A 14,679-nucleotide genomic window follows, 5' to 3' on the forward strand; every position below is an offset into this window, starting at 1 on the left:
GTGGTCTTGGGTAATACTCAGATGATGCAAAACGTGAATGTTGAAGAATTGGCCGTTTGTTCAAAAATAGCCTGCCGGCCCTTGAAGGATGAGGCCGCCCACAAGGGCGGCATCGCGCAGCATAGAGTTGACACCGGTGCGCGGAAGCGTCGGGCACCGGTGTCTGCAGTTTGAAAGCAAGCGACAGGCTTTATGAGTAGGCAACGCAGACCGACTTGGTCTCCAGGTAGTTGTCGAGCGCACCAGAGCCATGTTCGCGGCCGAGGCCCGACTGCTTGAAACCGCCAAAGGGCATGTTCTGATCCGGAATATTGTGGCTGTTGACCCAGACAGTTCCCGACTTGATGCGCGGTACGAGGTTCATCACCCGGTTGATGTCACGGGTCCAGACGGAGGCACCAAGCCCGAAGCGGGTATCGTTGGCCATTGCCACGGCTTCGTCTTCGCTGTCGAAGGGCGTGATGGTGGCGACCGGACCGAAGACTTCGTCTTGCATCAGGCTGGAGCCGCTGCGCGCATCTGTAAACAATTGCGGGGCCACGAAATAGCCGCCGCCGTCCGGAACGGACAGATCCAGAAGCGGCGTCGCTCCATCTGCGATGCCTTTCTTGACGGCCGAGGTGACATGCTTGTGATGCTTGGCGGAAACCACCGGGTTGATGTGATGCGCAGGGTCAAGACCAGGGCCGATGGACAGGCTTGAGACGATGCCCTTCAGGGTCGCAAGCGCTTCCTCGTAGATACCCTTCTGGATGTAGAGGCGCGTGCCCGCACAGCAGGTCTGGCCTGTGTTCAGAAAGACGCCGATGCCGGTTGCGGGACCGAGCAGGGACAGGTCCATGTCGTCGAAGAAGACCATCGGGGCCTTGCCGCCCAACTCCAGCGTGACCGATTTGACGTCCTGCATCGCCTGAATGCCGATCAGCTTGCCGGTTTCCGTGGAGCCTGTGAAGGTGATCTTGTTGACGCCCGGATGTTTGACCAGGGCCGCTCCGGTGCCACCATCGCCGGTCACGACGTTGACGACACCGTCCGGGAAACCGGCCTCGCGCACCAGTTCAGCCAGGCGCATCGAGGTCAGCGGGGTTTCTTCGGCCGGCTTCAGCACAACCGTGCAACCGGCGGCAAGTGCAGGGGCAATCTTCCACACCGCCATGTTGAGCGGGAAGTTCCACGGGGTGATGGCGGCGACGACGCCGACAGGTTCCTTGCGGGTGAAGGCGGTGTATTTGGTTCCCGGCGGTATGGCGATGGACACGTCGAGAGTTTCGCCACGGATCTTGGTGGCCCACCCGGCCATGTATCGCAGATATTCGGCGGATGACAGCACCTCGATCAGGCGCGACATCATGATCGACTTGCCGTTTTCAAGCGTTTCAAGCTGGGCCAGTTCCTCGCCGTTTTCCTCGATCAAATCGGCCAGTTTGAGCATCAGCCGCGTGCGTTGAGCCGGGGGCATTCCGCCCCAGGCACCGTCAAGGGCAGCGCGTGCGGCCTTGACCGCGTCGTCGACATCCGCCTTGCCAGCAGAGGGAACGTTGGCGAGAACGGATCCGTCCGCCGGATTGTGAACGTCGAACGTCTCACCGCTTCCCGAAACGCTCTTGCCGCCGATGAGCATCTGCGGCTTCCGCAGAAAGCTGGTGACATCCGTGCTGATGCCGGATGGGGCCTGGTCTGGTGCGCCAATACGCATGAATGATCCTCCTTCAGGTCGTCTGCTTCACTGCGCAAGCGCAGTGGTTTCCTTGTTGTGTTTTTTCTGGAGCCGTTCGCGGATGCTGTTAAGCACGCTGACCACGACGATAAGAACGATGGCCGCTGCCAGAAGGCCTGAAATCGGCCGGTTGACGAAGTCCAGCGGACCGTTGATCTGGGCCATGGAGGCCCTGAGCTTCACTTCCATGATGCCGCCGAGCACCATGCCGAGGATGATCGGCACGATGGGAAGGTTGAGCCGCTTCAAAATCAGCCCGAAGACACCGAAGCCGGCAGCGATCAGGCAGTCGATCGACGAGTTCCTGAGCGAATAGACACCGACGAAACTCAGGATCAGGATGCCCATGCCAAGGAACCGTGTCGGCACCTTGATCAACCGGATCAGAAGATTGGAAGACCCGAGCATGAAGATGATCACGATCACATTGAGCAGCAGCAGGGCGATATACAGGGCGTAGACGAAGTGAAGCTGACCCTGAAACAGGGCAGGGCCCGGCACCACGTTGTGGACGTAGAAGACCGACAACATCATGGCCGTCAGCGCCTCGCCCGGAATGCCGAGGGCAAGAAGCGGAATGAGGGCCGCGGCCGGAACCGCGTTGTTCGCACTTTCGGAAGCGACCAGTCCTTCCGGACTGCCTTTGCCGAAAAGCTCCGGAGCTTTGGAGGTGCGCCGCGCCGCTGTGTAGCTGAAGAATTGCGCGGTGAACTCGCCGACACCGGGGATCATGCCCATAAGCACGCCGAAGCCGCCGCCGGTGGCTGCAATCCGCTTGTAGCGGAAGACTTCGCGGATGGCTGAGCTCATCTTGCCCTTGACCCCATCCATCTTCGGAGACGCGTTCGGTTCGACCATTAGCAGGAAAGCCTGACTGATTGCGAACAGACCAAGGACCACAACGATCAGATCGAGCCCGGAGGTCAGCCAGGTCAATCCGAAGGTGAAGCGCATGGTGAAATTCACCGGTTCCATGCCGACCGAATTCAGCAGGATCCCGAGACCGGCGAGCATCCCGGCCGCTGCGATCTGGCCCTTGTGCGCCACAATCACGAGAGTGATGCCGAGCAGTGCAGCGAGAAAGATTTCCCGGGAGCCGAACATTGGGGCGATTTTCGCCAGAACCGGCGAGAGCAGGATGAGCAGCACGATGGAAAGGATGGCGCCGAAGAAGGAGGCGCCATAGGCCAGCCCGAGCGCGCGCAGGGCCTCGCCGCGCTGGGTCATCGGGTAACCGTCGTAGGTCGTGAGCGCGTTGACCGCTGTCCCCGGGGTGTTGATCAGGATGGCTGGCAGGGAGCCGCCATACATGGAAGACCCGTAGATGCCGAGCAGCAGGGTCAATCCGACCAGCGGATCGAGCGAGAAAGTCGCCGGCAGCAGGACGGCGATGGCGACCGCCGGTCCGACCCCCGGAATTGCGCCTATTATGACGCCGCCGATGGACCCCAGGAGCAAGGCGGCAATAACCTGCCAGGACAGGACAAGATCGAGCGCTTGAAGCAGAACATGCATCGGAAGCGTCCTTTAGAAATTCACCATGAAGGTGCTGCGTAGGGAAGTCGGCAGATACTGATAGATTGCGCCGCCGGGCAGCTTGACGCCGAGACCGGTCTTGAAGACCAGGACAACGGCGACGGCAAAGACAGCCGCAAGACCGAGTTCCTGCCAGGATCTGAAGCCCAGCCGAGCCGAAAGCGCGACAGCGAAGGCCACGGTTCCCGGCAGATACCCGAGATAGGGCACGGCGAAGACGTAGACGACAAACCAGGCGACATATTCCAGCGAGCGACCCCACAGAAGGACCTCTTTCAGCCTGCCGGGCAGACGCGGAGCATTCAGCGTGGTTATCAGATGGAACCCGCCGAACAGCAGCATCATGCCGACGCCGATCAGGGGCCAGAAACCCGGTTCGGAGACAAACTCCTTGTTACCGAGAAACCTGGCCTGGCTCGGAAGAGCGGCGGCGGCAAGAGCCGCAAGCACCAGAAAGGCAACAGCGAAAACCAGATCGCCCGGACGCCGCTCGCGTCGAAACATCGCGAGAAAGGAAAGAATACGTATCATGAAGTGACCACCCTGTTCGGGGCCGAGGGACTGACCCTGGCCCGAGAGGCTTATTCGCCCAGGATTTCGGAAATACGGGCCAGAGTGGCCTCGTCCTTCTTGATCTGCGCGTTCGAGGCATCCGCGTCGAGCCAGTAGATCTCGGCGCCGGTTTCCTCGGCCACCTTCTTGGCTTCGTCGGAATTGATCACTTCAATAGCGGCCTCCGCGATCGCGGTGCGGGCTTGGGCCGGTGTATCCTTGTGAACGAACAGGCCGTTCCAGGTGGAAAGGGCCAGGTCTGGATAGATTTCACCCGCTGTCGGGACATCCGGCAGGATCGGGATACGCTGGTTGGTGACGCTCATCAGAACGTTGAGGTCATCCAGGCACGGGCGGATCAATTGCAACGTGGTGTTGATCACGTCGACGTCGCCGGAGGCCAGGGTATTGCAGTCCAGGGCGTCGAAGGCTGCATCCGTGGAATAGGAGAAGTCCAGGGCTTTCGCGATGGCCTTGGTGTGGCGTGCCGGGGTCGTCGCATCGCCGAAATGTCCCAGCGTTACGTTGTGGTCCTTGGCGTAGGCGGCAAGCTCTTCCATCGTAGCGTAAGGTGCATCCCCCTTGGCAGCAAGCACGAAGGGATAGCTGAGGAAAATCCCGACAGGATCGAACGGATTGCCCTCAAGCGGCGGAATGCCGATATGCGGGCCAACGAGCGGCACGTCGATGACGAAGGAGCCGACTGTGTAGCCGTCCGCGGGCGCGAGCGCGACGGACACGGCTCCGGGGAACGGACCACCGCCGCCGCCGGGTTTGTTCACGACAGCCGCCGCTACGCCGTAGTCTTCCTGGAATTTGTCGGCGATCATCCGCGTCAGCACGTCTTCAAGATCCCCCGGGGGAAAGGGGATCACGAATTCAACCGGCTTTTCGGGGTATTCGGCGGCGGCTGAAAGGGGGAAGGCAGTTATGGCAGCTGCCAAACATGTTTTCGCTAGAGTGTTCATTGTGGTGTTCCATCTGGTAGGTTTCTTTATTGCGTGATTTTTCACGTTATAGTTATAGTTCTACGTTGAAATACGGATGGGATCAATGGCCGCTTGCGCTTGTTTTTTTGGCATTTGGCGAGCGATTGATCAGGCTTCCGTAGAGTTTTCCGGCGGAAGGACGAAGTCGTAGGCAGCCTTCCACTTCGGGCTTCCGTCAGTCGCGTCCAGTTCCTGAAACCGCGTGATCAGCGGGGCTTTCACGGCGAAAACCGCATCGCTCTCGAGATATGGATCGCCCGCCACGAATGTATGAGTGATCAGCCGTTGGTAGCCGGGTGCGGTGATCAGGAAGTGCATGTGCGCCGGACGGTAGGGATGGCGGCCCAAATGCCCGAGCATTTGTCCAACCGGCCCGTTGTCGGGAATGGGGTAGGACACAGGTTTGATGCCGGTGAACCAGTAGCGCCCGTCAGGACCAGTTCTGAAAATGCCGCGGTTGTTGTGTTGCGGCTGAATGTCAGGTTGCTGGACGTCATAAAATCCGTCCGCGTTGTCTGACCAGACATCGACGCAGGCCCCCTCGATAGGCTTGCCGTCGAGATCCAGAACGCGGCCCTCGAACAGGCACGGCTCGCCTTTGCCATCGAGCGAAATCGATGCGCCCATCTCGCGTTCGGGCACACCATCCACATGGAACGGGCCGAAGACGGTGGAGGGGGTGGACCCGGCAGGTTTCCGGTTGTTGACGGCATCGACCAGCATGGAGACACCAAGCACGTCGGATAGCAGAATGAATTCCTGCCGTGTGTCGGAGCACATGTGACCCGTTTGCGTCAGAAACGCGATGGCGGTTTCCCATTCCGCCTCCGTCAACCGCACGTCCTTGACGAAATCATGCAAATGCCGAACGAGCGACTCCATCACCTGCTGCAGACGCTCAGGCGTTTTTGGGGACATCCGTGCGTTGACAGTCTCGTGCGATCCGTCTTCCGACAGGTACGTCATATTCCCCTCCTCAGTTTGCCCGTCTTGCTTAAGCAGGGTCTCCCGACCAGGCACGGTTGAGCGTGCTTCGTATGGCCTTTGCTTCAAGCGGTCTCGGGTTTGGGTATCTGGCCTTCAGGGCCAATTCGGTCGCAGTGTCGATGCCGTCTTCAGGCATGCCGATCTCAGCCAGGCTTTGCGGAGCACCGAGCCGTTTTGCGAAGTCCTGCAGACCCCGTGCGGGATCGGTGCCGAGCACCGGCCGCAGCCGTTCGATGACCGCCGGAATAGCCGGCGCGTTGTAGGCAAGGGCGTGGGGCAGAACGACCGTGTGGGTTTCCGCATGGGGCAGAGCGAAGCTGCCGCCCAGCACGTGGCACAGCTTGTGATGCAGGGCCATGCCGACGCTGCCCAGACAAATACCGCAGAGCCAGGCACCATAAAGCGCATTCTCGCGTCCGGTCGCGGATGTCTGGTCCTCAGCGATGTCGGGCAGGGCCTTGACCAGGGCTGCTATGCCTTCCAGCGCCAGTGTGTCGACCACCGGATTGCCATTGACCGCGTAAAGCGCCTCGATGCCGTGCGCTATGGCGTTGATGCCACTGGTAACAGAGGTCGCAACCGGCAGCCCATGGGTTAACTCGACGTCATAGATCACGGTGCCGGGCAATGTCTCCGGACCGGAGCGTGTTGTCTTGATGCCGTCCTTGGTTTCGCCAAGGATGGGCGTCATTTCCGAACCCGAATAGGTTGTCGGCAGCACGATCTGAGGCAGGCCGGAGCGGGCCGCCAAGGCTTTTCCGAGGCCGATCGTCGAGCCGCCGCCAATGGCAAGGATGCCATCGGCCTCATGAGTTTCCAGAACCTTCAGCGCCTTTTCGGTTACCTCGACCGGCGTATGCATGGCCGCGCCGTTGAACACACCGGCAATCCGGGAGGCGGCGGATAAGCAGACCTCATCGGCAAGCGTGCCGCGCCCGGGTGTGGTCAGAACCAGGACCCGCGACAGATTGGCGTGCGCCAGTTCCTCATCCAGTGTTTTGCGCGTGCCACTGCCGAACAGCACCCGGGACTGTATCGGCCCGAACTGAAAGGTCTCTCTTCGGATTGCGCCGGGGTAGGTCAATTTTCTTTCTCGAAACGGCTGCAGGCAACCGTCAGGGACCGCACGATCGTATCGATCTCGGTTTCGCTGATCACCAGCGGCGGCGACAGGATGATGACATTGCCGGCCGGGCGTACGATGGCCCCTTCTTCACGGGCATAGGCGGAGATGCGTTCGACAATGCCGTTGCCGGGATCCATCGGAGTTCTCTTCGCCTTGTCGGACACGAAATCGATACCGACCATCAGACCCTTGCCACGCACTTCGCCGACGATAGAGCAGGTCTCGGCCAGTGGCTTGAGACCCTCAAGCAGACGTGCCCCCATCTTCGCCGCATTGCCGGGCAGGTCTTCCTGTTCGACGATTTTCAGGCAGGCGAGGGCGGCGGCGCAGCCTACCGGATGACCGGTCGAGGTGTAGCCGTGCATGATGATGCCCTGCGGGCTGAATTCCTTGTACCAGGCACTGGCAACACGCTTGTTCAGGGCGGTCGCGCCCAGGGGGACATAGCCGGAGGAAATGCCCTTCGCCAGGCACATGATGTCCGGCTTCACGCCCCAGCCACGGGCGCCGAACATGGCCCCCGAGCGGCCGAAGCCGGTCACAACCTCATCGGAGATCAGCAGCACGCCGTAGCGGTCGCAGACTTCGCGCAGTTTTTTCCAGAAACCGTCTGGCGGAACAATGACGCCGCCGGCACCCTGAACCGGTTCGGCAATGAAAGCCGCGACCGTGTGGGGCCCCTGGAATTCGATCAGCCGCTCGATCTGGGTGATGACGGCATCTGTCAATTCAGTCGGATCTTCCGAATAAGGGTTGCGGTAGGACCAGGGACTGTCGACCTGGAAGCATCCCGGCAACAACGGTTCGTAGGCGCTGCGATAGTAGGAGGCACCATTGACTGAAAGACCGCCGAAGTGGACGCCGTGATAGCCCTGCTTCAGGGAAATGAACTTGGTGCGCAGGGGCTCGCCCACGAGCTGCCAATACTGCCGGGCCAGCTTCAGGGCCGTTTCGACCGCGTCTGATCCGTTGGCGGAAAACAGGACCTTGTCGACCTCTTCCTCTGCCGCCATGGCGCAAACCTTGGTCGACAGTTCGATGGAGGGTGGTGTCGCGGTACCCGCGAAGGACGAATAATAGCTGATCCGGTCCATCTGTGCGGTGATGGCGTCTTTCACTTCCTTGCGGTTATGGCCGACGTTGACGTTCCAAAGGCCACCAAGACCGTCCACCAGACGATTGCCGTCGATGTCCGTTACGTAACAGCCATCGGCCTCCACGATAACCTGGGGCGGATGTTCCGCGCTGGTCAGCGGATGGATCATCGGATGAAACTGATGACGAGCGTTTTTCTCCCGAAGGAAGTTTTCGTTTTCGAACATTTGTAGAACCCCGGATTGAGACGTGTCTCATGTGCTGGAAGAGGTCGGGTCTTTGCGCCCGGCTTCGAAAAACAATGAAGACTGAAAATGGGTATCACCATTGATTATTACGCCATTTATCCGATAATTTGCGCCAAACAGGGGGAGAGTGAATGCCTTCGCGCACATCAGGCGGCGAAACTCCGCAGTTTTCAGCGATACGGGCGTCCTTGCTGACAGCCCTGATCGACCGGCTTGAAGCCAGCAATGAGAGCGCCCAGCCGATCCTCAATCGCATCGGTCTCAGTCCTGCGCAGCTCTCCGATCCCTACGGCTTCATTCCCATGCCTCAGTTCGTCGCGTTTCTTGAGGGGGCCAGTGCTTCGGTGAAGGACCCGGTTCTGGGCGCGCGCATCGGCGCTGGTCTGAAGGCCGGTGACATGGGACCGCTCGGGATCGTTCTGTCATTGTCGGAGAGTATTCAGGCCGGAATTTCCCGCCTCGTACGCTATACCAATGCCTTGCAAAGCGGCACTCAAACCCAATGGATCCAGGTCGATGACCAATGGGTGTTCAGCTACCGGCTCACCGACAGCCGGATTTGGCCGCGGAGGCAGGATGCGGAATTCTCCCTGGCGTCTCTGGTGCAGGTGGTCCGCGACAATTTCAGTCGGGGATGGTCGCCGCAGGAAGTTCATTTTGAGCATTCGGAACCGGAAGATACGGGGTTTCTTGTAAAGTTCTTCCATTGTCCGGTGCTGTTTCGCCAGCCAATCAATCGGCTATTCGCGAGGCAGGGCGATTGCAGCGCGGTCGTGCGGACGGAAGATCCGCACTTGCTTGCGACCTTGGAACGCCATGTTTCGGATCTCGTTTCGCCGGGCAAGGAAGCCGACAGTCTTGAGCAGGCGGTGAGGGAAATCATCGAAGTCAATCTCGGCCTGGCGCCCGTATCGGTGGAACGGATTGCCCAGGCCTTCGGATATTCGCCAAGAACATTGCAGCGCAAACTTGCCCTCGAAGGCACGACCTTCAGATTTCTTGTCGAAACGATACGTCGGCAAAAAGCGGAGAAAATGCTGGCCTTGCCCGGAGCCAGGGTCAACCAGGTGGCAATGGCACTCGGTTACGGGGATGCCACCGCCTTCTGGCGGGCATATCGAGACTGGAACGGAATGCCGCCCTCGGAGGGGATGCCGCCGACCGGCATCTGAATGGACGCCTTCGTGTGTCCGGCCCAAAGCCCGGACTTCGGATTGTTGCCTAAGACCAAAAGGTGTCTTGAAATAAATACGGGAGTCACCGCATTCACAACGGGATAGAAATCATATATCCGCAGGTTGCGATGAACAGACAGGCATAAAATGACAAAAAGTCGATACGACAGCCCTGCACACGTTAAGGAAAACTGGCCCTTTTACTGGATCAGCCAGATCAATGCGGCTTACTCCGACGCCCTGGAGCGCAGAATTAAGTTGCATGGCATCGATATTCCACGCTGGCGGGCCATGATGAGCCTCTATGAAGACAAATATCTGTCTGTCTCGGAGATTGCTCAGTTTTCCGCTCAAAAGCTGAATACCACGACAAAAGTCATTCAACGGATGCTCAACGACGGCCTTGTCACAACGCGCATCAGCCCGCAAGACGGTCGGGTTACAGAAGTCTGCCTGACCGAAAAAGGCGACAATCTGCGCAAGGAAGCCTTTGTTGAAGCCCGCTACGTCTTCGACAACTCGTTTTCTGAATTGACCCAGGAAGAAATCGACATTCTCAACAGCACGCTGTCGGGTGTACTGAAAAAATTGCGCAAGCTGTAAAGCGTCTCAAACCAGCGGTGACGACTGTCCCCATCGGCCGTGCCTGCCACCATGACTGTGCCCGTCAGATCATGATGCCGTAAAGCGCCTCGGCTGCGCTGGCATCGTCGTAGTCTTTACCGAGCGCCAGCAGTCCATCGTAGACGGCGTAATTCTCGTGCCGGGTGTGCGGCCAGTCGCTGCCCCAGACGAAGCGGCCGTCACCCAGCAAATCCCGCAGGCGCGCGATGTGGTCGCGAGGATCCGGGATGCCGCGATAAGGTGCGCTCAGCTTGACGTAAAAGGAGGAACGGTCAGAGAGCGCCGCCAGCGCATCGATCCAGGGTTCGTTCTGTGCGTCCAGTGAAACCGGTAGGCCGATATGATCGATAACGACAGGCAGCCCCAAACGCGACAACGGCTGAAGCCAGTCTGCGAGCCGCGGGCTCTCAAGCTGAATCTCGACATGCATCCCGAGGTCGCTCAACCGGCCGGCGAAGCGGTGCAGACTTTCCGACTCCAGATCTGGAAGCGGGGTGTCCCCGACGAGGTTCCAGCGCAGACCCCGCACCCCGCCGCGGCAAAGCTCCTCCAGTTCCTGTTCCGGCACATCAAGGCCGGTCACCGCAACCCCCGCGAAACGGTGCTTGTCCAGGTCCGCAAGTGCGCAGAGAAGCTGGCTGTTGTCTGTGCCGAGAAAACTGACCTGAACGATCACACCTCCCATCAGTGCGTTTGAGGTGATTTTCGAAAGCCACTGGGTAAGCGGGGCAGGATGCTCCGGAAGATACCGAACGGGACCCGTGGGCACGACTTGTTCGTACACATGTGCGTGGCAATCGAACCTGAACATTCCGTCTCCTTAAGTGAAAGTTATATATAGAACTGGTTGACTAGAGGGGTCAAATGCTGTTTCGTGTGCCGCGAGGAGGACGAGCGTATGGTCGAAACTGCGTCAACGATCGATACCAGATTGCCCGCTTATCTGCGGCTACGGGATGACCTTGCCGCGCGCATTGCCGCTGGTGAATGGCGCGCCGATGAAGCGCTGCCCTCCGATAACCGCCTCGCGCGTGACGGCGGCCTTTCCGTCGGTACGGTCCGCAAGGCCGTTCAGATGCTGGTGGACGAAGGCCTTCTCGAACGGCGTCAGGGGTCAGGCACCTATCTTCGCAAACCGGCCTTCAATGCAACCTTGTTCCGTTTTTTTCAGATGCGTGACGCTGGAAGCGGCCAGAGTATTCCCACAAGCCGGCTGCTCTCACGCTCGCGCGTCAAAGCACCAGATTTTGTTGCAAAAGTGCTGGGCACGGATGACGTCATCCGGATCGAGCGCCTGCGCGATTTCGCCGACAAGCCGTTCCTGTCCGAAGACATTTACATACCGGCCAATCTGTTCGCTGGTTTTGAAATGATCCCGGACAATGAAGTAGGCCCACTTCTCTACCCGGTTTATCTCGACCGTTTCGATGTCTTCGTCGCATCGGCCGATGACGAGGTCAGTTTTGGAACTGCGGACGAAATAACCGCGGCCCGGCTTGAAATAAAGCCAGGTGAAGCGGTCGCGGTGATCGAACGGACCGCCTATTCCATCAAGGGTATTCCAATCGAATGGCGTATCGCTCGTGGCCCCGCAAACCGGTTCCGCTATCGCAGCCGCATCGGTTGAGCGAACACACAACAAGGAGGATTCACGTTGAAAAAACTGCTACTTGGCATTGCCTTGCTGCCGCTTGTCTCTGCGCCGGCACTGGCGGAATACCCCGAGCGCGCTATCGAGGTGACCGTGCCCGCGCCAGCTGGCGGCGGCACCGATACCAGTGCCCGTAAACTGGCGATCCTGCTTGAAAAGGAACTCGCTGCCTCGATGGCGATCCTTAATGTTGCCGGCGGTGGCGGTTCGGTTGGCGTGACCCAGTTCATGCAGGCGCAACCCGATGGCTATTCCCTGCTCGCAACCTGGAACAGCCCGATTACCACGGTGCCGCAGGTTCAGAAGACCGCCTATGGTCTCGACAGTTTCACGCCAATCGCTTCCACGTCGGAAACTGCGTACACGATGTGCGTCAAACCGGACTTTCCGGCAGAAGACGGGGCTCAGTTCCTGGACGAACTTGCAGCCAATCCGAACAAATACACCTACGGAAACGACGGTATCGGCGGCACCATGCAACTTGCTGCCGAACGTATCTTTCAGCAGCGCGACATCAAGGCAGTGGCCATTCCCTTCGGCGGAGCGGGCGAGACGCTGCAGAACTTCCTCGGCGGCCATATCGACATCTATGGCGGGTCCATCTCTCCGGTCCTCCCTTACGTGGAATCGGGCGAGGCGAAATGCCTGATCGTTACATCGGCGTCCCCGGTTGACGCTCTTCCGCAGGCGGCCGGTCTCGAAAGCCTCGACCTCGCCGCCCAGGAAACCTTGCTGTGGCGCATGTTCCTTGCTCCGGCAGGTCTCGATCAGGCCATTGCCGACCGGCTTGTCGCCGCACTGGAAAAAACCGTCAACGACCCGGAATATGTCGAGTTCCTAGCGACCAAGGGCGAAATCCCGAATGTCGTTACCGGAGAAGCGCTCTCAGCACGGCTGCAGTCCGAATTCGACGGTCTGGCAGAAGCTGCCAAAAACCTCGGTCTCTCTCAGTGACCGAGCAGCGGCAAGACATACTGCTCGGCGTCGTTTTCGCAGTGATAGGGGTGGCAGCGGCTATAAAAGCCGCCGCTTATTCCGGTGCCTCGGGCGGATATCCGATGGTGCTGGGGGGGATCCTGGCCGGGCTTGGCGGTCTCGTTTCTCTGAAGGCGCTCAAGCGAAAGCGGCTCGACGAGCGGCCGCTTACCCAGCACACGCCGCGCATGCTGCTGACACTCGTGTGCGCTGCGCTCTACCTTGCACTCGTCCCCGCTCTTGGCTTCTACACCACATCGGCGCTGCTCGTGATCGCCTTGCCCGTTGTGCTTGGCTTCCGGCAGCCAATCTATCTCGGCCTGGTCACGGTGGTCTTCATCGGCATCGTCTGGTCGGTCTTCTCGCTATTGCTCGAAAAACCGCTCCCCACTGAAATCTGGAAGCGGTTTTAGGTCTGGCCCCTCATGGAAACGATCGCCTCCATATTATCCAGCGTTTTGGCCACAGGGCCGATCCTGGCCATGATCGGCTCCTCCATTCTCGGTGTCTTCATCGGCGCGCTGCCGGGACTGAATCCCGTCATGGCAATTGCCCTGCTGCTGCCGCTTACCTATTCCATGGATCCGCTGGTCGCCCTTGCGATGGTCGCCGGCATCTATAACGGCTCGATGTACGGTGGCGCCATCCCCGCGATCCTTCTGCGTATTCCAGGCACACCGGCTGCAATCGCGACCACCTTTGATGGCTACCCGATGGCGCAGAAGGGGCAGGCCGCACGCGCGCTGAAGATCGCCTGCTGGTCTTCCGCGATCGGCGGCACGGCATCTGCCATTGCGCTGATCACTGTCGGTCCTCTGCTCGCCCGGGCGACGCTCGCCTTCGGGCCGGCGGAATATTTCTGGATTGCCGTCTTCGGCATGGCCTCTGTCGGGGTTCTGGTTGGTAACGACGCGGTAAAAGGCCTGATGGCCGCGGTCTTCGGACTGCTGCTCGGCACGGTCGGCCTCGACCAGCTCTCTGGTGCACCACGCTACACCTTCGACCAGACCTGGCTGCTGAGCGGCCTGGACCTGATCGTGATCCTCGTCGGCCTTTACGCACTGCCGCCTGTTCTTTCGCTCGCAGAAAGGGCGGATCTGGACGGACTGTCGGCCAGCGACCTCAAGCTCGACAACGTTCGGGTTCCCTGGAGCGAGGTCAAAACGCTGATCCCGACCTGGATCCGCTCCTCGCTGATCGGCATCAGCGTGGGCATTCTGCCGGGCGCGGGCGGCAACGTCGCGGCTTTTCTCAGCTACAACGCGGCAAAGAACGCCAGCGACGACCCGAAGAGCTTCGGCAAGGGTAATCCGAGAGGCGTCGCGGCCGCCGAATGCGGCAACAATGCCGATAACGCGGCGTCGATGATCCCGGCACTCGCGCTCGGCATTCCGGGCAACGTCATTGCCGCTCTGGTGCTGGGGGCCCTTCTGATCCACGGTCTCCAGCCAGGACCTCAGCTGTTCCACCAGAACCCTCAACTGGTCGGCGGGTTTATGGTCGAAATGCTGCTGACGTCGCTGATCATCCTCATTGTCGGCGGCGCGGCGGCGACGCGCGTCTTCGCGCAGGTCCAGCGCCTGCCCGGCGTACTGCTCGTGCCCACCGTTCTCGTCCTCATGGCTGTTGGTGTCTACGTCATCAACGGCCGTGTCGTCGATCTGTGGATCATGTTCGTCGCGGGTGCGTGCGGCTATTTTCTTGAAAAGATGGAAGTGCCGCTCGCTCCGATCGTGCTTGGCCTTATCCTGGGGCCGATGGCCGAGCAGAACATTCGCCGCGCCCTGCTGATCAGCCGCGGCGACTTCAGTGATCTCGTGACGCGGCCGATCTCTGCGACTATCGCGATCGCCACCCTGGCCCTCATCATATGGCCTATCGGCTCAGCGCTTTTCCGGCGCAGGAAAACGTCAAACGACGCCTAAAACCAAGAGGTACGGTAGCACTCCGGAAGGTGCTTCCGTACCTCTTGTTGGCTTCGGTTGCCGGGCTGCAGACGGTTTG

14 protein-coding genes are annotated in these 14,679 nt (G+C 59.9%); 6 read left to right on the forward strand and 8 right to left on the reverse strand.

The window, feature by feature from the left end; genetic code table 11:
- Positions 1-190 precede the first annotated feature (190 nt).
- The 7 genes from AC2A6O_RS14795 to AC2A6O_RS14825 all read right to left on the reverse strand — a co-directional run bounded on the left by AC2A6O_RS14795 (position 191) and on the right by AC2A6O_RS14825 (position 8,229).
- Positions 191-1,696, reverse strand: coding sequence for an aldehyde dehydrogenase family protein (locus AC2A6O_RS14795; protein WP_498928155.1), 1,506 nt, complete (start codon positions 1,694-1,696; stop codon positions 191-193).
- Positions 1,697-1,723: 27 nt separating this feature from the next.
- The gene (locus tag AC2A6O_RS14800) at positions 1,724-3,232 is read right to left on the reverse strand and encodes a tripartite tricarboxylate transporter permease (protein WP_148583923.1); all 1,509 of its coding nucleotides are present in this window, start codon (positions 3,230-3,232) and stop codon (positions 1,724-1,726) included.
- Between the two features lie 12 nt (positions 3,233-3,244).
- Positions 3,245-3,784: a tripartite tricarboxylate transporter TctB family protein gene (locus tag AC2A6O_RS14805; RefSeq protein ID WP_498928158.1), complete on the reverse strand. Its 540-nt coding sequence runs from the start codon at positions 3,782-3,784 to the stop codon at positions 3,245-3,247.
- Positions 3,785-3,834: 50 nt separating this feature from the next.
- A complete protein-coding gene (locus AC2A6O_RS14810) occupies positions 3,835-4,773 on the reverse strand; it encodes a tripartite tricarboxylate transporter substrate-binding protein (protein WP_498928160.1) in 939 nt (312 codons plus the stop codon).
- A gap of 129 nt (positions 4,774-4,902) precedes the next feature.
- Complete coding sequence (locus AC2A6O_RS14815; RefSeq protein ID WP_498928162.1) at positions 4,903-5,760, reverse strand: intradiol ring-cleavage dioxygenase; 858 nt, start codon at positions 5,758-5,760, stop codon at positions 4,903-4,905.
- 28 nt (positions 5,761-5,788) lie between these two features.
- A complete protein-coding gene (locus AC2A6O_RS14820; RefSeq protein WP_498928164.1) occupies positions 5,789-6,865 on the reverse strand; it encodes a maleylacetate reductase in 1,077 nt (358 codons plus the stop codon).
- Positions 6,862-8,229, reverse strand: coding sequence for an aminotransferase class III-fold pyridoxal phosphate-dependent enzyme (locus AC2A6O_RS14825; RefSeq protein WP_498928166.1), 1,368 nt, complete (start codon positions 8,227-8,229; stop codon positions 6,862-6,864). The genes AC2A6O_RS14820 and AC2A6O_RS14825 overlap by 4 nt, the downstream gene beginning before the upstream one ends.
- Before the next feature lie 152 nt (positions 8,230-8,381).
- Here AC2A6O_RS14825 and AC2A6O_RS14830 point away from each other — a divergent pair, with 152 nt between their 5' ends.
- Both AC2A6O_RS14830 and AC2A6O_RS14835 read left to right on the forward strand, forming a co-directional pair.
- On the forward strand, positions 8,382-9,422 hold the full coding sequence (locus tag AC2A6O_RS14830) for an AraC family transcriptional regulator (protein ID WP_209001062.1): 1,041 nt from the start codon (positions 8,382-8,384) through the stop codon (positions 9,420-9,422).
- A 150-nt stretch (positions 9,423-9,572) separates the two neighbouring features.
- A complete protein-coding gene (locus AC2A6O_RS14835) occupies positions 9,573-10,028 on the forward strand; it encodes a MarR family winged helix-turn-helix transcriptional regulator (protein ID WP_148583929.1) in 456 nt (151 codons plus the stop codon).
- Between the two features lie 64 nt (positions 10,029-10,092).
- Here AC2A6O_RS14835 and AC2A6O_RS14840 read toward each other — a convergent pair whose 3' ends face one another.
- The gene (locus AC2A6O_RS14840; RefSeq protein ID WP_498928169.1) at positions 10,093-10,860 is read right to left on the reverse strand and encodes an amidohydrolase family protein; all 768 of its coding nucleotides are present in this window, start codon (positions 10,858-10,860) and stop codon (positions 10,093-10,095) included.
- A gap of 87 nt (positions 10,861-10,947) precedes the next feature.
- On the opposite strand from AC2A6O_RS14840, the gene AC2A6O_RS14845 reads away from it, so the two are divergent.
- The 4 genes from AC2A6O_RS14845 to AC2A6O_RS14860 are packed head-to-tail and all read left to right on the forward strand — an operon-like array spanning position 10,948 to position 14,600.
- Positions 10,948-11,676, forward strand: a complete 729-nt coding sequence (locus tag AC2A6O_RS14845; RefSeq protein ID WP_498928171.1) for a GntR family transcriptional regulator — start codon at positions 10,948-10,950, stop codon at positions 11,674-11,676.
- Positions 11,677-11,703: 27 nt separating this feature from the next.
- Positions 11,704-12,654 carry a tripartite tricarboxylate transporter substrate binding protein gene (locus AC2A6O_RS14850; RefSeq protein WP_498928173.1) on the forward strand — a complete coding sequence of 317 codons (951 nt, stop codon included), beginning with the start codon at positions 11,704-11,706 and terminating at the stop codon, positions 12,652-12,654.
- A complete protein-coding gene (locus AC2A6O_RS14855) occupies positions 12,651-13,088 on the forward strand; it encodes a tripartite tricarboxylate transporter TctB family protein (protein ID WP_498928175.1) in 438 nt (145 codons plus the stop codon). The genes AC2A6O_RS14850 and AC2A6O_RS14855 overlap by 4 nt, the downstream gene beginning before the upstream one ends.
- A gap of 12 nt (positions 13,089-13,100) precedes the next feature.
- Entirely contained in the window at positions 13,101-14,600 is a 1,500-nt protein-coding gene (locus AC2A6O_RS14860) for a tripartite tricarboxylate transporter permease (RefSeq protein ID WP_498928177.1), read from the forward strand.
- Positions 14,601-14,679: the final 79 nt, after the last annotated feature.

The organism is Labrenzia sp. ATLA3 (assembly GCF_057180185.1).